This window comes from Paraburkholderia suaedae, assembly GCF_040812055.1.
Lineage (GTDB): Bacteria > Pseudomonadota > Gammaproteobacteria > Burkholderiales > Burkholderiaceae > Paraburkholderia.
This window is the reverse complement of the sequence record NZ_JBFOAH010000056.1, coordinates 1-20000: the sequence shown is the minus strand read 5'-3', so window position 1 is coordinate 20000 and position 20000 is coordinate 1. Positions and strand designations below refer to the sequence as shown.

Annotated in this window: 15 protein-coding genes and 1 pseudogene; 8 read left to right on the top strand and 8 right to left on the bottom strand. The window is 62.8% G+C overall.

The window, feature by feature from the left end:
* Window positions 1–182: 182 nt before the first annotated feature.
* A pseudogene (locus tag ABQJ48_RS36240) lies at window positions 183–533 on the top strand (tyrosine-type recombinase/integrase); the annotation flags it as partial.
* Window positions 534–1134: 601 nt separating this feature from the next.
* On the opposite strand, the gene ABQJ48_RS36235 reads toward ABQJ48_RS36240, so the two are convergent.
* The 4 genes from ABQJ48_RS36235 to ABQJ48_RS36220 all read right to left on the bottom strand — a co-directional run bounded on the left by ABQJ48_RS36235 (window position 1135) and on the right by ABQJ48_RS36220 (window position 6563).
* Complete coding sequence (locus ABQJ48_RS36235) at window positions 1135–3552, bottom strand: two-partner secretion domain-containing protein (protein ID WP_367842702.1); 2418 nt, start codon at window positions 3550–3552, stop codon at window positions 1135–1137.
* A 611-nt stretch (window positions 3553–4163) separates the two neighbouring features.
* Complete coding sequence (locus ABQJ48_RS36230; RefSeq protein WP_367842703.1) at window positions 4164–4625, bottom strand: hypothetical protein; 462 nt, start codon at window positions 4623–4625, stop codon at window positions 4164–4166.
* A 179-nt stretch (window positions 4626–4804) separates the two neighbouring features.
* Window positions 4805–5227, bottom strand: a complete 423-nt coding sequence (locus ABQJ48_RS36225) for an ACT domain-containing protein (protein ID WP_367842701.1) — start codon at window positions 5225–5227, stop codon at window positions 4805–4807.
* Between the two features lie 388 nt (window positions 5228–5615).
* Window positions 5616–6563 (bottom strand): LysR family transcriptional regulator, encoded by a 948-nt coding sequence (locus ABQJ48_RS36220; protein ID WP_367842700.1) that lies wholly within the window; start codon window positions 6561–6563, stop codon window positions 5616–5618.
* Between the two features lie 171 nt (window positions 6564–6734).
* Between ABQJ48_RS36220 and ABQJ48_RS36215 the strand changes: the two genes are divergently transcribed.
* From ABQJ48_RS36215 to ABQJ48_RS36195, 5 genes are all read left to right on the top strand, one after another.
* A complete protein-coding gene (locus ABQJ48_RS36215; RefSeq protein WP_367842699.1) occupies window positions 6735–7952 on the top strand; it encodes an FAD-dependent monooxygenase in 1218 nt (405 codons plus the stop codon).
* 460 nt (window positions 7953–8412) lie between these two features.
* On the top strand, window positions 8413–9288 hold the full coding sequence (locus ABQJ48_RS36210; protein ID WP_367842698.1) for a site-specific integrase: 876 nt from the start codon (window positions 8413–8415) through the stop codon (window positions 9286–9288).
* A 21-nt stretch (window positions 9289–9309) separates the two neighbouring features.
* A complete protein-coding gene (locus ABQJ48_RS36205) occupies window positions 9310–10479 on the top strand; it encodes an IS91 family transposase (protein ID WP_367842697.1) in 1170 nt (389 codons plus the stop codon).
* Window positions 10480–10954: 475 nt separating this feature from the next.
* Entirely contained in the window at window positions 10955–11830 is an 876-nt protein-coding gene (locus ABQJ48_RS36200; protein ID WP_367842698.1) for a site-specific integrase, read from the top strand.
* A gap of 21 nt (window positions 11831–11851) precedes the next feature.
* The gene (locus ABQJ48_RS36195) at window positions 11852–13021 is read left to right on the top strand and encodes an IS91 family transposase (protein WP_367842697.1); all 1170 of its coding nucleotides are present in this window, start codon (window positions 11852–11854) and stop codon (window positions 13019–13021) included.
* Between the two features lie 619 nt (window positions 13022–13640).
* On the opposite strand, the gene ABQJ48_RS36190 is transcribed toward ABQJ48_RS36195, so the two are convergent.
* From ABQJ48_RS36190 to ABQJ48_RS36180, 3 genes are all read right to left on the bottom strand, one after another.
* Window positions 13641–13898: a DUF4242 domain-containing protein gene (locus ABQJ48_RS36190; RefSeq protein WP_367842696.1), complete on the bottom strand. Its 258-nt coding sequence runs from the start codon at window positions 13896–13898 to the stop codon at window positions 13641–13643.
* A gap of 70 nt (window positions 13899–13968) precedes the next feature.
* A complete protein-coding gene (locus tag ABQJ48_RS36185) occupies window positions 13969–16512 on the bottom strand; it encodes a guanylate cyclase (RefSeq protein ID WP_367842695.1) in 2544 nt (847 codons plus the stop codon).
* A complete protein-coding gene (locus ABQJ48_RS36180; RefSeq protein WP_367842694.1) occupies window positions 16484–17593 on the bottom strand; it encodes an adenylate/guanylate cyclase domain-containing protein in 1110 nt (369 codons plus the stop codon). Before ABQJ48_RS36180 ends, ABQJ48_RS36185 begins: the two co-directional genes overlap by 29 nt.
* A 732-nt stretch (window positions 17594–18325) precedes the next feature.
* On the opposite strand from ABQJ48_RS36180, the gene ABQJ48_RS36175 reads away from it, so the two are divergent.
* Window positions 18326–19111: an FAD-binding oxidoreductase gene (locus ABQJ48_RS36175; protein ID WP_367842693.1), complete on the top strand. Its 786-nt coding sequence runs from the start codon at window positions 18326–18328 to the stop codon at window positions 19109–19111.
* Between the two features lie 41 nt (window positions 19112–19152).
* Window positions 19153–19281 (top strand): hypothetical protein, encoded by a 129-nt coding sequence (locus ABQJ48_RS36170; protein WP_367842692.1) that lies wholly within the window; start codon window positions 19153–19155, stop codon window positions 19279–19281.
* Window positions 19282–19410: 129 nt separating this feature from the next.
* Here ABQJ48_RS36170 and ABQJ48_RS36165 read toward each other — a convergent pair.
* The coding region (locus tag ABQJ48_RS36165; RefSeq protein WP_367842691.1) for a transposase at window positions 19411–20000 on the bottom strand (590 nt) is incomplete at its 5' end.

Sequence of the window (20000 nt, the reverse complement as noted above, 5' to 3'; positions counted from 1 at the left end):
ACCTGCATGCGCAACATCAAAGCTTATCGTCGCGCGGGTTACCCACCGCCGGGCAGCGTCGTGGTCGTGACAGGCGACCCGCCGCCCGGCCGTGGACAACCCGCGATTCAACCTTATCGGGAGTGCCACACCGCATTAGACTCAACTGCAGATCCGTCCGTCGAACCGGGTCAACCTCATACCTGCATGCGTACCTCGATGGCACTGGCATCGTCGATGATCCAAAGGGACCACTGTTCCGCACGATCCGGCGCGGCACGGGCCAGCGCGGCACGGGCCAGCTCGGCACCAGGCCGCTGCCGCAGGCGAACGCGTACGCGATGGTCCGGCGCCGGGCGATCGCGGCGGGCATCGGCACGGCCATCGGCAACCACACGTTTCGCGCGACCGGCATCACCGCGTATCTCAAAAACGGCGGCTCGCTCGAGAACGCTGCGGCAATGGCGAATCACGCGTCGACGCGCACCACGCAGCTGTATGACCGGCGACACGACGAGATCAGTCTGGACGAGGTGGAGCGGATCCGCGTGTAAAGAGGGGCGTCCAAGGAAAAGGAAACTACGCACGCCGGGCGTCTCGAGGTGCGCTTTTCGAATGGCGCTGATCGACCCTGAACTGTCGTTCGACCTGCAAAGCGGCGGTCGGCAGCTTTCATTGGCGGAGCGGCCATCTGTACACCCCGCGGACCTCACAATACTCGCGAGCCGAGCACCATCACTGAGAGTGACAGCCGGCACGAGCCTGCTTATTACTGTCGCCTTAATGGGCCTTCGGTGCCCCCCAAGCTCGGTGGGCATCCTGCCAAATGCGTACAGGAGATGGGGGTGCTTGTCGCATAAACGAGAAGGGCTGGATTCCCAAGACTATCCAGCCCTTCAACAGACGCCACTACAAAAAGTGCTATGCACATCGATGCAAAGTGCATTCACAGAAACCGTTATAAAAACTCGACAGAAATCGTTTAGAAGTGCCGTCAACGCCGTTACTAAATGGTTCCTGTCAAGAAAGAGCGCGCAAATGGTCTTCTCGCATTTCCTCAGAGATTTACGTTAAGCGTTGTATTCGGCTGGACCGTTTTTTTAGGCCTCATTTCGTTTGCCGGTTGCGACTCGCGCCCTGTTTTAGCAGCGCGATCTACGGAGCGAGCTGCCAGCGCAAGATGGGATGCGTCGCGCCGGCGGGCATGGCCCATACGCCGTTCGGCCCGAAGTCGTAGGCCGAGGGGAAGCTGGACGGCGTGCTCATCTGTGCAGTCGTCAGGCCCCGCGCCGTGTTAATGGTCCCGCCATTCAGACCGCCGACGAAGGCGATGTTGGTACCCGTCGTTTCGATGTCCCACACCGTGTCGGTTCCAAGATCGCCAGGCTCGAGGATTTCCGCCGCGAGGCCGCCTTTGCCGTAATACGGCGCCGGCGCCTGAAGATGACCGGTCGCGAACGACTGTTCAATATTGCTGAACAGGGTCAAATTGACAAGTCCACCGACGTCGCCTTGCTGCGAAGTGACGGCGCCTGTCGCATAGGACTCGAAGATCACTCCCCTGGTCAGGCCGACCAGACCGCCCGCGCCGATTCCGTACGCCGAGACGCTGCCCGAAGCGAACGACTGCCGGATGGTGCCCTCGTCCGCGCCGGCGAGTCCGCCGGTGTAGGCGCCAAAGGTGCTGACATTGGTGCTGCTCGACGAGCGGTAGATCAGGCCTGTGGAATCGCCGACCAGCCCCCCCACGGACAGCGCGCCTCCAGCTCTAGGAAGGTCGATCGTGCCGCTGCTGTGATCCGACGCGACGATACCGTTGTTGATGCCCGCCAGCATGCCGAAGCTGGTAAGGGACGCCGGGCCGGTGATCGTCCCCTGCACGTTCACGTTGCGTACGATGCCCGTCGGGCCGATTGCAGAAAACAGACCGCCCGGTGGCGACGGACTGGCGTCGGACGCGTAAAAAGACAGACCCGATATCGTGTGTCCGAGCCCATCGAACTGACCCGTGAAGTAGCTAAATGAAAATCCGTTAGCCGCGATGCCGCCGATCGACGTATTGAACAATCCTGGCGGCGGCGCGGCTTTCACGTCTCTACCGAGCGCGTAGTTGCCTGCGAGGTCGGCGTTGATGCTGTTCAGATCGGTTAGAGAATTCACGAGCTTGTAGGCCGTGTACTGGCTCACAGGGCCGCCAAACGCCGACGGCGAAAAGGTCGGGTTCTGCATCACGACGCCGGGGCTGTTGACGCCGTTCATGTCGAAGTACGAGCTGACCGCCCCCGTGCTGCGCGACCAGTCGATCGTGCCCTTGTTCGACGTGCTGCCCGCGTTGTCGATGCCCGCCGCGTCCGCGCGCAGGCTCAGATTGCCGCTGCCCGTATTGCGGATCGTCGTCTGAAGGCCGATGGCGACGTGACGGAACGCCACGAGCGCGAGCGACGCGGACCCTTGCCAGTCGATGTTCGACACAACGTTCGTGTCGCCGCTTGCGCCGTTCGTGCCCGTCGCGGTCGCATCGACGGATGTGCCCGCGTTCAGGCTGCGCGTGAAGGCGCCCGCGGTCGCGCTGTCGATCGTGAAGTTCGGCGTCGACACATTCCACTGTCCAGCCTTCACCGATGCGCTGTCGCCGAGTGTGAGCGTGTTCGCGAGCGTATCGACGGTGCCATCGCTGCCGTTCGCATTCGTCGCCGTCAGCGTGCCGTTCTGCGTCACGTTGCCGTAATCGGCGACCAGCCAGATATGGCCGTCGCGCGTCGCGGTGCCCGTCGCGCGGATACGCGAGCCGCTTCCGGCCACCGCGTAAATGTTGCCGTCGACGGCTTCGAGATTGATCTGCGCGGCCTGCGTGATGCCGCGATCGATCACATTGCCGTGGCTGGCGATCTGCACGAACACCTGCCTGCTGTTCGACGATTCGTACAACACCACTTGCTGTCCCGCGGCGTATTCGGCCGTGCCGTTCGGTGCACTCACGGAGCCTGCGTTCACCACGGCATCGTGTGCGATGAGGAAGACATCGCCGCCACTGGAGCTGATCTTGCCGAGGTTTACCACCTTTGCGTTCGATGACCCGGCGAGCGTGAGGGTCCCGCCAGTCATGAATGCGCAATTCGGTATGTCGAGCGTTGCGGCAACAAAACGTCCGCCTGTGCTGATAACGCCAGTCGGCCCCACCAGGACGCCTTGCGGGTTGATCACATAGACACTGCCCGTCGCGTTCAGGCTGCCGAGAATCGCCGAAGGCGAGCCGCCCGTCACCCGATTGAGCGTTGCGCCCGAACCGTTGTCGAAAGTGACGGTATTTCCCTTGCCGATAGAGAATCGGTTCCAGTCGATCACGCCGCGAGTCGAGCCGGGCTGCGTGACGATGAGCGCGTTGCCCTGGCCAGCGATGGTTCCCGCGCCGGCAACGTAGTGACCGCCTTGCGGGAGAACGCCCGCCGCGAACGCCAAGGGTGTCAGGGACAGTCCAGTCAGCGAGATGCCAATGGCGAGCCAGATGCGCCCGCGCGACTGCTGTCGACGCAGCGCGCGGCGCGCGGGCCGATATAGTCCTGGACGTGTCATACATCCCCCTTTCCGCGTGGACGCGGAACGGCTGCCAAAGACCCGCAGAGCCGACCGGAAACGCGTGAGTCGCAGCATCTGAAGATTAGCAGTTCGCGTCACTGCGACAGGCTGATAATCTCAGCGTTGTCCGCCTTCCGTTGTCCGCCTTCTTGTCGGACTTTTGTGCCCAGTTGCCTGGCGGGACTTGGTGCGTACTCACAAAATCTGACGCCAAATTGCGTCAATGCGTCAAGGAGAAGGAATGTGTTTCCCACTGTTTGTTTCGAAGTGATCTGGCGACGACGGAAAATATGGCAATCGAAGATAGGTGTTCGTTTCGCAGGCCAATGGCCGCTTGCGGTCGCATAACCGACGTCTAAACGTCTGTTAAACAGTACGGGCGGATGACCGTTCATGGCCGAACCCGGAAGTGATTGACCGATAGAAGCTTGACCTGAAAATTACGAAGCCGCGCACTCCGATGTATCCATGGTTGCCGTAAGGTCGTGGTTTGGTCGGGGGCGTTCGTGGTTTGGTCGGGGCAGTTGTTTCGCGCACAAGAGACTCGCGCCTGTGGGAATAGCGCGCAAGCAGCGAAAGCGGCACCGCTTAGACCGGCTGTGCGTCGATCAATGCGGTTCACCGAGGCAAGCGTCGGCCACCTCGACGATCGGCTCGCTGTCGGCGTGAGCTTGAGGAAACCGGTCAAAGCACTTGATTTGAGCGAAGGTCCACCAGGTTCCCGATGGATCGTGACCCAGCCACATCACAGTGGCTGCGACCTTGGTTCGCAACCCCCATTGCCGCCAGTCAGCACCTGTCGGCGAAAAGGTTCCGTGAATGTCCTTGTACAGGTTGCGGTCCAACCCGTACTGCTTCAGATAGGGCGGATTGAAGCGCTCCTCGAGCGTAGCCGGCTCGCCATGCGCGATGCCGGCTTGCGCTATTGCCTCGTCCCGGCGGAAATCGCTCACGGCATCGTCGATCACCGACAGCTCGAACAGCAATGCCCCGCCAACGGCCGTGCACGTCACAATAATGCAGAGCGAGAGCGCCCAAAGTACCCGCCTTCTGGTCGTCGGTGTCTTCATCACGTTCGACCTCCCCCGGCGTCGGAATTCGCCGCCCTGCCCGGCGCTTCGTTCGCCATTCAAATGGCCGCTCGCCTTCGCAACGGAGTTGAAATGGTCTACGGCAGTCGTGTCAGGCAGAGTGGCCCACTTGCGTCGCCAGGAAGGACCAAGCCGGTTCACAGTCGGGTAGGGGTGCTTCAGGCCCTTTGTAGAATGTCAATCGCCTTTTCGGCATCGCCCAACGAGTCGACCGCGAGATAAGCGATGAACTGCGTGCCAAGTACAGCGGCCGAGACGCCGCGGAGGTTGATCCCTTCGTCCGCCAACACCTGGGTCAATTGTGCGATGATGCCCAGTTGGTCCAGACCCATTACACGGACAGAGTGCAGGCTCGGGGTAATGCTGAACCCGACCTGTGTGGCGGCACGGATCGCGCTGTCTCCCTCGAGCGGAGCAACAAATACGACTCCCTTACCCGATGTCTCCGGCGTGCGACGTGCCACGACGAACTGCAAGTCGACACCAGCATCCCGCAAGACGCTTAATACCTTCGCAAGGCCGCCCGGCTTGTCGTCGATGGTAGCCGCCCAAACATCGACACGTTCCACGCTCAGTTCCACGGCAGTCCCTCCCGTCTGACGGACCTCATAAGAAAAATCTACTTCACGAACGGCACACAAGCAAGGTAGTAGGCAGCGTAACGCGAGGACCTACGCCATTCTTTTATCGTCGCAACTTCGCTCTAGCTCTAGCTGCACTGTGACGAGGTCAAACGGGCTCGCAAGATGAGTCGGGCGTTCGCCGCACGCGATTAGCCCTCCGTCAACTGTCTCGGTTCGACCCGCAACTGACGGTCGGGTCGGCGCGCCGCCAACGGCCGCTCGCGGGGCGGAGCCGACTCCGGAAAGTCCGACCGACGACGTCTGTGAGTGGCAGTTTATGGCGCCAGATCCAGTTGCTCGCTTGACCGCATCGATCGGCCCGCTCAAGCCGATGTCTTGTTTCGAACTACGAGCTTTTTTGCACGGACTTCGTCCTGCGCGTTTGCATCGCCGAGTCCGCGAACAGGTCGATCACCACCCCGCGCAGCCAGCGATTGCCTTCGTCTTGGTGGACTCGCGCGTGCCAGAGCAAATGGATCGGCGCGGCGGGCAACGTCAAGGGCAATGCGCGCAGGCTCAGTGAGAACGGCGTTGCCAGCTGCAAGGCCAGTCGCTCCGGCACCGTGGCAATCAGATCGGTACGTTGCAGGATGTAGCCGACGCTCATGAAGTGCGGCACCGTCAATCGCACCCGGCGCTGCACGCCTCGCCGTTTCAGCCAATCGTCCACTTGACCGTGTCCGGTGCCGGCGGACACCACCACCAGATGCTCGGCTTCACGCCAGGCAGCGAGCGTGAGCGGCGCATCTTCGAGCGCATGGCCGCGCCTGAACAGGCAGACATACCGCTGGTCGAACAGGCGGCGCTGATAGAAGCCGCCCTTGAGCTGCGGCAGCAGGCCGATGGCGAGATCGACCCGGCCCTCAGCCATCTCGCTGCTCAGATTGACGCTCGTGTCGCGAACGGTATTGAGCGCGAGGCCCGGCGCCTCGCGCGACAGTCGTTCGACAAGCGCGGGCAGAAAGACGACCTCGCCGATATCGGTCATGCCGATCGTTATCGTGCGCGTGACACGCAGCGGATCGAAACCGGTCTCAGGATTGAGCGCGGCGTGCAGGATCGCGAGCGCCTGAGAAACCGGCTCTGCCAGGCGCAACGCGAACGGCGTGGGCACTACTCCGCCAGGCCCACGCACGAACAGCGGGTCACCGAGCCGTCGACGCAGTTTGGCGAGGGCATTGCTAACGCCGGGCTGACTCATGTTCATCTGCTCGGCCACGGTCGATACTCGCCGCTCCTGCATCAACCGCTGGAAAAGCAGCAGCAAATTGAGATCAACTTCACTCAGATTCATGACGCGGATATCCCGGGCTCATTGATTTCAGTGATGATGCAGATTCATCCCATTTTATTGTGGAATGGACGACGAGTGCCGAGAATTCAGACACGGCGCACACATCCGACTTCAGCAAAGTAGCCGTGCCGTGCCGACTCAAACACACAGTCTGAATACAGGAGACACCCCATGGAACAGCTGGATTTTAAGATCGCAATAATCGGTGCTGGCATCGGCGGCCTCACGCTCGCGCTCGCACTGCGAGAACATGGCATCGACGCGCAGCTCTACGAGCAGACCGACGAGCTTCGCGAGGTCGGAGCGGCAGTCGCGCTGTCGGCGAATGCGACGCGGTTTTACGACCGCATGGGATTGCATGCAGCTTTCGACGCGGTGTGCGCTGAAATACCCGCGTTGATCTATCGGGACGGGCGCAGCGGCGAAGTGATTGGACAGCATCGTGGAGAACCGAGCTATCGCCAGCAGTTCGGAGGCTCCTATTGGGGCGTACACCGCGCGGACCTGCAGGCCGTGCTGTCGAACGCGGTCGGCCTCGAGCGCATCAATCTCAGCCATCGGTTGACCGATCTCGTGCAGCACCCGGATCGTGTGAGGCTGAGTTTCGCCAACGGTCGGCACATCGACGCCGATCTGGTGATCGGCGCGGACGGGGCGCGCTCGATCACGCGGCGCTGGATGCTCGGCTACGACGACGCCCTGTATTCGGGCTGCTCAGGTTTTCGCGGCGTGGTGCCGGCTGGACGCATGGATCTGCTGCCCGATCCCGAGGCCATTCAGTTCTGGGTCGGACCACAGGGCCATCTGCTTCACTATCCGATCGGCGGCAAAGGCGACCAGAACTTTCTGCTCGTGGAGCGCCATCCTTCGCCGTGGCCGTCGCGCGACTGGGTCACGCCGGCGAGCGAGGGTGAGCAGTTGCGCCTGTTCAAGGACTGGCATCCGGCCGTGGTGCAGATGATCATGGCGGTGCCGATCAGCCAGCGCTGGGGCTTGTTCCATCGTCCCCCGCTCGGGCGCTGGAGCAAGGGCCGCGTGACGCTCATCGGCGATGCCGCGCATGCGCTCGTGCCGCACCATGGCCAGGGCGCCAATCAGTCGATCGAAGATGCCGTGGTGCTGGCCGCGCAGCTGGCCAAGGCGGGCCCGGGTCGCTGGCGCGAGGCGCAGGAGGCCTACGAGCGGTTGCGCCGGGGCCGCACGCGCAAGGTGCAATACGCCTCGATCTCGACGGCTGACGTGTTGCATCTGCCGGACGGACCCGAGGCGCAGGCGCGCAACGCCCGCCTTCGCGGACGCGACAGCCTGCTGCATCATCTGGACTGGATTCACGATTTCGACGCCCTTGCGCAGGAGCCGACCGAACGCCAGGGCGGCACCTGGCTTTGAACTGCGCTTCTCTCGTTGACGCCTGCACGACTGTCCTGGCTCGCTGAGGGTTCTTGGATGCCCGCCGTGGTCGCCATGACTGAGAACATGCTGCGCCGCGTGCCGGCAGGCGTCGAACAACCGTCAAGGCCACCGCCTGTTCGATTTTTCCTGGACCGGTTCAAGATCCGCCAATTATCGGCACGCTCGGCTGACTGGAGTGGTGCTCTATGAAGCAACCTTCACCTCCAGCATTCGAATGGCCGTTTGATGGGGCGGAGCCGCCATCTGAACGTCCGGGTAACACGACGGACGAATGACCCTTGATGGCCGAAGGACGAATGACCCTTGATGGCCGACGGACTAAACCGCTCGCGCGGTAGGAGCTACGGTCTGACGCTGGAGGTCAGGGAGAGGCCGGTCACGCGGCTTATGTTGGTGAATGAGGCAATCCGCCTCGTTCTTCAGCAGGAGCCGAATCATGACCTCCTTACCGGCAAACGTGAGTCCATTGCGCCAGCGCATGATCGACGACATGCGCATGCGCCAAATAGCCCCCAAGACGCAGGACATCTATCTGCACATCGTGCGTGAGTTCGCCCGGTTTCTCGGGCGCTCACCTGATACGGCCACCGTCGAGGACCTGCGGCGCTACCAGCTCTATCTGGTCGATCACGGCACATCGGCCGTGTCGCTGAACCACGCGATCACCGGCCTGAAGTTCTTCTTCACGGTGACGCTCGACCGGCCCGAGCTGATGGTCAGGATGCAACCGGTGCGCGTGCCCCGCATATTGCCCGTCGTGCTCAGTCCCGACGAAGTGCGGCGACTCATCGAGGCAGCCGGCAACCTCAAGCACCAGACTGCGCTGTCGGTCGCCTACGGTGCCGGGCTGCGCGCGAGCGAAGTGGTGGCGCTGAAGGTCACCGACGTCGACAGCGAACGCATGACACTGCGTATCGAGCAGGGCAAGGGCCGCCGCGACCGCTACGCCATGCTCTCGCCGGTGCTGCTTGAGCGCCTGCGCGTCTGGTGGCACGTAGCCCGGGCTCAAGGCAGGATGCTTGATGGTGGGTGGCTCTTTCCCGGGCTCGATCCCGTCGACGCGCTCAGCACGCGACAGTTGAACCGCGCCATCCATGCCGCCGCGGAGGCCGCACACATCGACAAGCGCGTATCCATGCATACCTTGAGGCACAGTTTTGCGACACACCCCCTTGAACAGAAAGTGGACATCCGCGTGCTCCAGGTACTGCTCGGCCATGCGAAGCTCGAGAACACCGCGCTCTACGTCCAGGTGGCCACCGACCTGCTGCATGAGGTCACCAGCCCGCTGGACCGTCTGCCTCCTGGATAAGCCCATACCCTGCAGCATCTCATGCTGGAGGTTGCAGACATCTTCCGCAGCCACGGGCCAGCGTGGCGAGCCACGACACACCTGAGCCTGGGGCAGCTGAAGGTCATGTCGGCCATCGAACGGTGCCGCACGGCGGCACTGGGCGGACATGTGCTGCGCTGTTCAGGCTGCGCAAGGACAGAGGTGTCCTTCAACTCGTGTCGGGACCGGCATTGCCCGAAGTGCCAGGCCAGCGCCGCACACCGCTGGCTGGAGGCACGCCAGGCCGATCTGCTACCCGTCGAGTACTTCCACGTCGTCTTCACGCTGCCCGCGCCCGTCAGTGCGATCGCCTGGTACAACAAACGGATCATCTACGGCCTGCTGCTCGACATCGCCGCCGACACGCTGCGCACGATCGCCGGGGATCCCAGGCACCTCGGCGCCCGGATTGGGGCCACGCTCGTACTGCACACCTGGGGCTCGGCGCTCACACATCACCCGCACGTGCATGGCATCGTGCCCGGCGGCGGACTCTCGCCCGATGGCGAGCGATGGATTGCGTGCCGCCCCGGCTTCTTCCTGCCCGTGCGTGTCCTGTCACGCCTGTTCCGGCGCCGCTTCCTCGAGGCACTCCAGTCGGTTCACCACCATGGCGATCTGCAGTTCTTCGGCGAGTACACCGGGCTCGCTGATCCCGCCACCTTTGCCCGCTGGCTTGCGCCGCTACGTACCTGCGAATGGGTGGTCTACGCCAAGCGCCCGTTCGCCGGACCGAAGGCGGTGCTCGAGTACCTCTCACGCTACACGCACCGCGTCGCCATCGCAAACCAGCGCCTGGTTGCCTTCGATGAGCGTGGCGTGACGTTCCGCTGGAAGGACTACCGTGCGAAGGGACGCACCCGCTACAAGACCATGACGCTCGAGACCGGCGAATTCATGCGCCGCTTCCTGCTCCATGTGCTGCCCGCTGGTTTCCAGCGGATCCGTCACTACGGACTGCTCGCCAACCCGGTGCGCCACGCCAGTCTCGCAAGGGTGCGCGATCTGCTGCACATCGCACCCGAGATCAGCCCGTCACCGGACGACGCCATCATCGAAAGCCGGCCCGTCTTCATCTGCCGGCACTGTGGGGCCCCGATGATCGTCGTTGACATCCTCGCGCGCAGCGCCCCGATCCGCGCACCGCCGATGCGCCGGCGTCAGACATGAGCGCAACAGTTGCTCGATCTGCCTGTCGAACGTCGGCTCTGCGGCAACGCGGCCCACGAGCGGACGTTTGCGCGTGTCGCTTCGCGCAGTCCCTCGCACGTCCGCTTCGCCACCACAATTGCGCCACTGCACCGCCTCATCACTGCGCCAGAGCGCATCAAGCATGCCGCCTGGCCGCGCCGCATCCGGCACCACTGACCATCCCGGCCTATCAATCGCCATAGCCGCGAAGCCTCCAACCGCATTGGGGCACTCCGCGGTTTCCTCCATCGGGTTTATTCGACGCCTGCCGACATGCGCGGAGGCATGCACATTCCTGCAGCCGATGGCAGGCATCGAATAAACCTTAACGGTGGACTAAACCGCTCGCGCGGTAGGAGCTACGGTCTGACGCTGGAGGTCAGGGAGAGGCCGGTCACGCGGCTTATGTTGGTGAATGAGGCAATCCGCCTCGTTCTTCAGCAGGAGCCGAATCATGACCTCCTTACCGGCAAACGTGAGTCCATTGCGCCAGCGCATGATCGACGACATGCGCATGCGCCAAATAGCCCCCAAGACGCAGGACATCTATCTGCACATCGTGCGTGAGTTCGCCCGGTTTCTCGGGCGCTCACCTGATACGGCCACCGTCGAGGACCTGCGGCGCTACCAGCTCTATCTGGTCGATCACGGCACATCGGCCGTGTCGCTGAACCACGCGATCACCGGCCTGAAGTTCTTCTTCACGGTGACGCTCGACCGGCCCGAGCTGATGGTCAGGATGCAACCGGTGCGCGTGCCCCGCATATTGCCCGTCGTGCTCAGTCCCGACGAAGTGCGGCGACTCATCGAGGCAGCCGGCAACCTCAAGCACCAGACTGCGCTGTCGGTCGCCTACGGTGCCGGGCTGCGCGCGAGCGAAGTGGTGGCGCTGAAGGTCACCGACGTCGACAGCGAACGCATGACACTGCGTATCGAGCAGGGCAAGGGCCGCCGCGACCGCTACGCCATGCTCTCGCCGGTGCTGCTTGAGCGCCTGCGCGTCTGGTGGCACGTAGCCCGGGCTCAAGGCAGGATGCTTGATGGTGGGTGGCTCTTTCCCGGGCTCGATCCCGTCGACGCGCTCAGCACGCGACAGTTGAACCGCGCCATCCATGCCGCCGCGGAGGCCGCACACATCGACAAGCGCGTATCCATGCATACCTTGAGGCACAGTTTTGCGACACACCCCCTTGAACAGAAAGTGGACATCCGCGTGCTCCAGGTACTGCTCGGCCATGCGAAGCTCGAGAACACCGCGCTCTACGTCCAGGTGGCCACCGACCTGCTGCATGAGGTCACCAGCCCGCTGGACCGTCTGCCTCCTGGATAAGCCCATACCCTGCAGCATCTCATGCTGGAGGTTGCAGACATCTTCCGCAGCCACGGGCCAGCGTGGCGAGCCACGACACACCTGAGCCTGGGGCAGCTGAAGGTCATGTCGGCCATCGAACGGTGCCGCACGGCGGCACTGGGCGGACATGTGCTGCGCTGTTCAGGCTGCGCAAGGACAGAGGTGTCCTTCAACTCGTGTCGGGACCGGCATTGCCCGAAGTGCCAGGCCAGCGCCGCACACCGCTGGCTGGAGGCACGCCAGGCCGATCTGCTACCCGTCGAGTACTTCCACGTCGTCTTCACGCTGCCCGCGCCCGTCAGTGCGATCGCCTGGTACAACAAACGGATCATCTACGGCCTGCTGCTCGACATCGCCGCCGACACGCTGCGCACGATCGCCGGGGATCCCAGGCACCTCGGCGCCCGGATTGGGGCCACGCTCGTACTGCACACCTGGGGCTCGGCGCTCACACATCACCCGCACGTGCATGGCATCGTGCCCGGCGGCGGACTCTCGCCCGATGGCGAGCGATGGATTGCGTGCCGCCCCGGCTTCTTCCTGCCCGTGCGTGTCCTGTCACGCCTGTTCCGGCGCCGCTTCCTCGAGGCACTCCAGTCGGTTCACCACCATGGCGATCTGCAGTTCTTCGGCGAGTACACCGGGCTCGCTGATCCCGCCACCTTTGCCCGCTGGCTTGCGCCGCTACGTACCTGCGAATGGGTGGTCTACGCCAAGCGCCCGTTCGCCGGACCGAAGGCGGTGCTCGAGTACCTCTCACGCTACACGCACCGCGTCGCCATCGCAAACCAGCGCCTGGTTGCCTTCGATGAGCGTGGCGTGACGTTCCGCTGGAAGGACTACCGTGCGAAGGGACGCACCCGCTACAAGACCATGACGCTCGAGACCGGCGAATTCATGCGCCGCTTCCTGCTCCATGTGCTGCCCGCTGGTTTCCAGCGGATCCGTCACTACGGACTGCTCGCCAACCCGGTGCGCCACGCCAGTCTCGCAAGGGTGCGCGATCTGCTGCACATCGCACCCGAGATCAGCCCGTCACCGGACGACGCCATCATCGAAAGCCGGCCCGTCTTCATCTGCCGGCACTGTGGGGCCCCGATGATCGTCGTTGACATCCTCGCGCGCAGCGCCCCGATCCGCGCACCGCCGATGCGCCGGCGTCAGACATGAGCGCAACAGTTGCTCGATCTGCCTGTCGAACGTCGGCTCTGCGGCAACGCGGCCCACGAGCGGACGTTTGCGCGTGTCGCTTCGCGCAGTCCCTCGCACGTCCGCTTCGCCACCACAATTGCGCCACTGCACCGCCTCATCACTGCGCCAGAGCGCATCAAGCATGCCGCCTGGCCGCGCCGCATCCGGCACCACTGACCATCCCGGCCTATCAATCGCCATAGCCGCGAAGCCTCCAACCGCATTGGGGCACTCCGCGGTTTCCTCCATCGGGTTTATTCGACGCCTGCCGACATGCGCGGAGGCATGCACATTCCTGCAGCCGATGGCAGGCATCGAATAAACCTTAACGGTCGAATAAACCTTAACGGTAGCTGCCTGATACGGTCGGCTCGCTTCGACCCACTTCTACACTTCTACCCGACGCGACCTCAACGGCAGCTCTCCACAGTGCAACAGTCCTTTCTGCAGCCGTGTCGGCCGGCAACTGCGCGGACAAAGCGAACCTTCGCGAGACTGCAGTCTGGGCCTCCGCGAAACTCGCTGAGCCGGAAATTGGCTCAATTGTCCGTTTCCTGAAGCGTCCCAAATCTGCGGGTGCGCGGACAGGTTGCCGCCGTTAGTTAAACATTTCCGGCCGCAAATCACTGACTTCGACAATCACATCGGCCGGCATATTCATACGACGTGCGGCAGCGCGGATGGCTTCGCCGTCGGGTGCCTCGTACAGGCAATAGGTTTTCTTCTTGTCTGCGCTGAGAAAGGAGAAAAGCCATTTAACGCCTTCTTCGTCGTTAATCTGTTTGAGCAGTTGTGCGGAATCGCCAGTAAGGTCGATCTGCTCGGCGAAGTTTCGTTCAATCAGGAAACGCGGCATGGTGTTCTCCGGTAGTCGTGCTTGCTTGCCGGACTTTCGGCTGTGCACTATCAGTTGTAATACCCCTGTGCTAATTCCCAGGGCCCGAGTTGCTCGCGGCGCCGCCGATACGCTCCAGAAGCGCAAACATCTTTAATTCTCTAGCCGTCGCAGCCGCGGTGGCGAGCAGGTCTGCCGCCCGGGCGCGGTCATCCTTGCGATTGCGTGCCGACAGCATGACAGCGAATTCGTGCCGACTATGCGCCAACCAGGGCCACGCCCGCAAACGCTCATCCATACGCAATGCGTATTCGAAATGCTCTTCGGCAGCAGACCATTCGCCAAGGGCGCCGGCGAGCATGCCAAGGTACCGTGCCGCCGATCCGCAGCACAGGGTGAAGACAGGAACGGTTACGACCTGATCCCGGAAAGGCAGAAGAAACGCGTAGACGCGCTCGGCGTGCCCGATTTCGCGCAGCCGGGCAGCGACTTCCGCAAGGTAAGTCAAGGTAATGAGCCGCCTGCTGTCCATGGGAATGCACGATTCGGATTCCGCCAGCACATCGAGATTGCGGCGGGCTTGCGCCTCGAAGCCGAGATCGCTGGCGATCAACATCAGGCCTGGCCGCCAGGTCGCGTTCTCGGGATGCTCGTCGACAAACCGTTTGAGCAGCGGCGCGACCTCAGCAAGCCGGCTTTGTTCCCGGCGTATCGTGAACATCTGCATGCCGTAGACGCCCGCCGCGAATTTCGCGTCGACGCTCTCCGCCAGCGCCAACGATTCTTCCGCCTTGCGCTCCGCCAGCGCGAAGTCACCGACGAGGATGGCCTGCATCGCCCGTGTACAGGTCACACACCACTTGTCCATGAATTGTTGCCCACGCGTGGCAACTTCCTGATGCCTTTCCAGGGCGTTCTCGAAGCCTTGAACGTCTCCGATCTCGAGGTAGCCGGTGACGCTTCGAGCGCAAGCGTGACTGATGGAATGGTCATCACCGAGATCCTCGGCGATCTGGCGGAGCTCCTCCAGCACGCTTCGACGCTCCGGGAATTTTGCCGCCGGTAAACGGCGGGCGCCGACATGCATCACCTCGCACAGCAAGACGTCGAACAGGCTTTGTCGATCTTCCAGGCGTCTCGCGAGAGCGACAGACTGGCGAGCCATTTCGCCTCTTCGTCGGAATGCACCGGTCATGTGAAGGGTGCGGACCAGTCGGCTCAACAGGCGAGAACGCTCAACGGTTTCCTCGGTGCCGGTCGAAGCGAGCGCCTCTTCCAGCAAGGCAATCGATGCCTCTCCGGAGCCTCCGAGAAACATCTCCGTGTTGTCGTACGCCAACGCCGCCTGCGCGAAATACGACGATAGCTTCTCTACCCGAGCAATCTGGGCGGCCTGCAGAAAGGTTTCACTCGCATCCCGGCGACCCAGTCTGTGCTCCGCTCCGCCGCGTATCAGAAGCAGAGGCAACGTACGGATAGCCCGATCGTGCTCGCCGAGCAAGAGATCTTCTGCCAGTTGAAGCCCGCGCTGCGCATCGGCGATGGCCTCTTCGTAGGCTGCGCGCGCAAGCGCCCGTTCGCCCGCACGCTGCCAATAGCTGAGCGCGCGATCCGGCAGGTCGGCGGCAGCCAGATTCTGGGCGATCAGTTCCGGCTGCCGCTCGACTATTTCGGGGTAGTGTTGCTCGAGAGCAGCGGCAATCAGGCCATGGTAGTGGCGGCGGCGCGCAAGCAACAGGGATTGGTATGCAATTTCCTGGATCAGCGCGTGACGGAACAGATATGCTCCCCCGTCCTCTGGCGCACCTGGAGCCGGCAGAATGATTTCTGCCGCAGTCAGGCGATCGAGGGTTTCCTGCAGTTCGTTTTCGGGCTTGGAGGTGATCAGGGCGAGGAGCCTCCGGCCGAATTCCCGCCCGACTGTCGCCGCAATCTGGGCGGTCTCCTTCACACCCGGCTCCAGACGATCGAGGCGCGACAGCAGCGAGCCCTGCAGCGTGTTTGGAATCGCAATCGCCCCTGGCGCCCCTTTCAATTCGTAGCTTCTGCCGGCATCGTGCAACAGGTCGCCCTGGAGCACGGTCTTCGTCAGTTCCTCGACGAAAAGCGGCACGCCGTCCGTCTTCGCGACGATCTGATCCAGCACCAGCCGTGGAAGCGGCTTGCCATCGGTCAGCCGTTGAATCATCGCGATGCAGTCCCGTCGCGAGAGCCGATCGAGATCGAGCTGCACGAGATGAGGGTACGTCCATTCCGGCCTGAATTCGGGCCGCGCGGTGAGCAGCACCAGCAGCCGGGCCGCCACCAGTTGCTCCAGCATCAGCCGCACGAACTCCAGCGACGACGGATCGATCCAATGCACGTCTTCCACGACTACCAGAACCGGCTGAAGGTCCGTCTTCTTTTCGATCATCGCGACGAGCACATCGAGGGTTCGCCGTTTAAAGGAAGGGGAGGAAGCGTCGATCGCCGGATACCGTTCGGCCGTCGGAATCCCCAGCAAGGTCGTGAGCACGAGGATCGTCTCCTCAATATCCACACCGAGCGCGCCGAGCCCGGCCTCCAGCCGTTCGACATCGGAAGCGGTGAGCGCCTTGGGGTCCAGGTCAAAGGCGCGTTGCAGCCGTTGTATCACCGGCCAGAACGGGCTGTCGCGATAGTACGAGGAACAGTGGAACGAAACGACCTCGTGCGCGTCCGCAGCTGATGCTGTCGCGGAAAGCCCGCAGCAGGCGAGATTTTCCGATCCCCGGCTCGCCGGTCAGCAGCACGCAGCGCATTTCGCCGTCTGCGCTCTGCTTCCAGCGCTGCCGAAGCATGTCGAGTTCGGCCGTTCGGCCGATGAGCGGCGTCATCCCGCGGCCCGCCCTGATTTCGAAGCGGTCTACAGCGTCTGTCTGCGCCAGCACGCGATGGACCTGGACAGGACCGGAGAGACCCTTCAACGCGCGCCTGCCGAGGTTTTCAAGCAAAAACGATCCCTGAATCAACCGCTCGGTGGCTGGGCCGACGACGATCGCGTCGGGCGGAGCCACAGATTGCAGCCTTGCAGCGACGATTGGAGTTTCCCCGACGACTGCCTGCCGATCCAGCGAGGATCCGGCGCCGATTTCGCCGGCGACGACCAGACCGGTCTCGATCCCGACACGCACCTGCAGACGCACGCCTTCCTCGGCTTCTAAATGTTCATTAGCCCGACGAAGAGCTGAGATGACGGCGAGGCCAGCGAGTACCGCGCGCACGGCATCGTCTTCATGCGCGTGAGGGTAGCCGAAATAGACGAGTACTCCGTCACCGATATATTGCGCGATATGGCCCTCATGGGCTTCGATCGCGCTTGCGCAGGCTTGGTGAAAGACCCTGAGCAAGCGTCGCATGTCCTCGGGATCGAACCGCTCTGCTAGCGGCGTCGAGTCGATCAGGTCCAGGAACATCACGGTGAGCTGTCGCCTCTCAGCCTCGAGGGCTCCGCTCCCAGACGACCCGTGCTGCTCCTGGCGCTCTGGTTCGCGTTCGCGCGATGGAGTCCGAGCGCCGGTCAGCGCCGCAAGCGCTTTCAGCAGCCGCTTGCGGTCGCCCAGAGGAAGACCAAGCTCTTTTAAGTCCTGTTCCGAGAGGTCGCCAAGCACATCCCAGTCGATCCCTTGCGAGGCGAACGTCGTGGCGTGCTCACCGAGCCCAACCTGCACCAGCCATCTCGTCAGATCGTCGGTCATCGCGTGATCTCTTGTCGAGCCACCACGCCACCAAGGCGCGTCGTCTCACTCTACTCCATCGCGGTTCTTTGGCTGCCGGAGCTCGCGGTGCTGGACGGTCCGGTGCGTCGCGGCACCCTCGCGGCAAGTTGCTGGAGCACTGCTTCCAGTCAGCCTTCGACTTGCCCATCGTCACCTATACCCTCGTCCACAACCATGGTCCTCGCGGTGTCGCAACTTGCCCAGGACACTTGCACGCAGTCCGCAATCCTCGAAGGCGTTTCTCGTACGCGCCTATATTTCGAAAACATTTCATCCTATTTCGTTTTAGGTGACAAGAGGCGCAGTCGCGCCCGAATCATTTGGCGCAATCAAAGGCCGATCACGGCAGGTCCCCAAGCCATTTTCCCCGTTTTCCCAAGCAGCGCCAGCTCACCAGGAGGTGCCCCAAGGTCAATGTGTCCAGCCTTGAGCTTTCTGAAGGTTGCTCGCTCGTCTTGCTGTCGCTGTCGCTGTCGCTGTCGCTGTCGCCAATCGGAAGTTCTTTTCGGCATTGCGTCGGCGCCCTATGCTTTCGTCAAGTAAGGTATGAGGCTAAGGCTCGGAACGGCGACCAGATAGGTACGTGGATGCCGATGGATTCTACGCGCCCGATATTGTTCTTGTCGACCGTTCGGCGCGAGGCTTCTGGGTACGGCAGCGCGTCGTCGCGCGTGCGCGCGCGATGGATCAACTCTTCGAGGAGGCAGCGTAATGGACGAGTTTGCGATTCAGGGATTTCGCGGAAGGCTGATCGTTCCGTCGGACAAGGACTACGACGAGGCGCGAGCGCTGTACAACGGCATGATTGATAAGCGGCCCAAGGTGATCGCTCGCTGTACCGACGCCGCCGATGTCATAGCAGCGGTCAACTACGCACGCGATAACAAGCTGCTTCTCGCAATCCGCGGAGGCGGACACAACGGCCCCGGTTTGGGCAGTTGCGACGGCGGGCTGGTCATTGACCTGTCGCAGATGCGCAGCGTGCGCGTCGACCCAGCGAGCCGCACCGTGCGTGTTGATCCAGGCTGCACTGCAGCGGATCTGGATCACGCGACCTACGCATTTGGCCTCGCCGTACCGCTCGGCATTGTCGGCAGCACGGGCGTCGCAGGACTGACCTTGGGCGGAGGAACCGGCTATCTCACGCGCAAGCACGGCCGCACGGTCGACAATCTCCTCGAGGTGGATGTCGTGCTGGCCGACGGCTCTGTCGTCACCGCCAGCAAGGACAAGCACGCTGACCTCTTCTGGGCGGTGCGCGGTGGGGGCGGTAACTTCGGTGTGGTCACGAGCTTTCTATTTCAGGCCCACAGGCCAAAATGGTGTTCGCCGGTCCGATCTTCTGGGACGCCAAGGACGCCAGGCAAGTTATGGCGACGTACCGCGACTTCATCCCAAACGCCCCCGAAGAGCTTGGCCTCTTTGTCGGCCTCAAAACGGTGCCTCCAGTCGATCCCTTCCCTAACGAGCACTGGAACAAGCGCGCCTGCGCTCTGATTGGTGCGTTCAACGGCCCGATCGCAGAGGGTCAGAAGCTCATGGCCTCGCTGCTCGAGAAACTGCCCGCATCGCTGTTCAACTGGATGGGCGAGATGCCGTGGCCTGCCATCAACAGTCTGTTCGACCCGTTTTTCCCTAACAGGCTGTTGAAAAGCGCCCCGTCATGAAGACCGAAGCTGTGTTCACGAGGTTTGCGCCTGCGATTTGCTGCTGAATTGCGGGTTCGCCGACTGCTTTTTGCCGGCAACGCACCCGGTTGCTGCGCCGGCGCTGCATCATCGCCACTCCGTGGCGGCTCATCGCGTCGCTCCTTGCAGCACCACAGCTGGCATTCGCGCCATGCGGGTCAGGTTGCTCGCCACCATCGTCAGCTTGAAGTGCTGGTCGACGCGTTTGATGCCACGATAGACCGTCTGCCGGATCCGGCCGACCGTTTTACCCCAGCCGAAATGTTCCTCGATACGCTTGCGCATGATCTGGCTGACGCGGTAGCCCGCATGCCGCGAAGTGCGACCGTCGATTGCGCTGCCGCCAGCGCGCTTATCGTTGCGCGCGACATGCGGCGTCACGTTGCGAACGCGGCAATCGCTCACGAAGTCGCGCGTGTCGTACGCCTTGTCGGCACCAACGGTCTTCGCATGGCCGCCTGGCACGCGGTCGAGCAGTCGCAAGGCGCTGGCGCGCTCGGCGAAACCATCCGCATAACTGACCACAGCGCCGACCACCAGTCCGGAGCGGTTCTCCATCAGGATGTGGCCGTGGTAGCACAGGATGGCTGGACTCTTTTTACTCTTCTTGAACAGACGTGCGTCCGGATCCGTGCCCGACTCATGCGTATCGTTGCTGCGCCGCTTGCCTTTCCAGTCTGTGTCAGCATTGCGCCCGC

Coding starts and splice junctions, on each gene's coding strand:
- ABQJ48_RS36230 (WP_367842703.1), bottom strand. CDS start 4,625: ATGAAGACACCGACGACCAGAAGGCGGGTACTTTGGGCGCTCTCGCTC.
- ABQJ48_RS36205 (WP_367842697.1), top strand. CDS start 9,310: ATGCTGGAGGTTGCAGACATCTTCCGCAGCCACGGGCCAGCGTGGCGA.
- ABQJ48_RS36170 (WP_367842692.1), top strand. CDS start 19,153: ATGGCCTCGCTGCTCGAGAAACTGCCCGCATCGCTGTTCAACTGGATG.
- ABQJ48_RS36200 (WP_367842698.1), top strand. CDS start 10,955: ATGACCTCCTTACCGGCAAACGTGAGTCCATTGCGCCAGCGCATGATC.
- ABQJ48_RS36195 (WP_367842697.1), top strand. CDS start 11,852: ATGCTGGAGGTTGCAGACATCTTCCGCAGCCACGGGCCAGCGTGGCGA.
- ABQJ48_RS36175 (WP_367842693.1), top strand. CDS start 18,326: ATGGACGAGTTTGCGATTCAGGGATTTCGCGGAAGGCTGATCGTTCCG.
- ABQJ48_RS36220 (WP_367842700.1), bottom strand. CDS start 6,563: ATGAATCTGAGTGAAGTTGATCTCAATTTGCTGCTGCTTTTCCAGCGG.
- ABQJ48_RS36215 (WP_367842699.1), top strand. CDS start 6,735: ATGGAACAGCTGGATTTTAAGATCGCAATAATCGGTGCTGGCATCGGC.
- ABQJ48_RS36235 (WP_367842702.1), bottom strand. CDS start 3,552: ATGACACGTCCAGGACTATATCGGCCCGCGCGCCGCGCGCTGCGTCGA.
- ABQJ48_RS36190 (WP_367842696.1), bottom strand. CDS start 13,898: ATGCCGCGTTTCCTGATTGAACGAAACTTCGCCGAGCAGATCGACCTT.
- ABQJ48_RS36180 (WP_367842694.1), bottom strand. CDS start 17,593: ATGACCGACGATCTGACGAGATGGCTGGTGCAGGTTGGGCTCGGTGAG.
- ABQJ48_RS36210 (WP_367842698.1), top strand. CDS start 8,413: ATGACCTCCTTACCGGCAAACGTGAGTCCATTGCGCCAGCGCATGATC.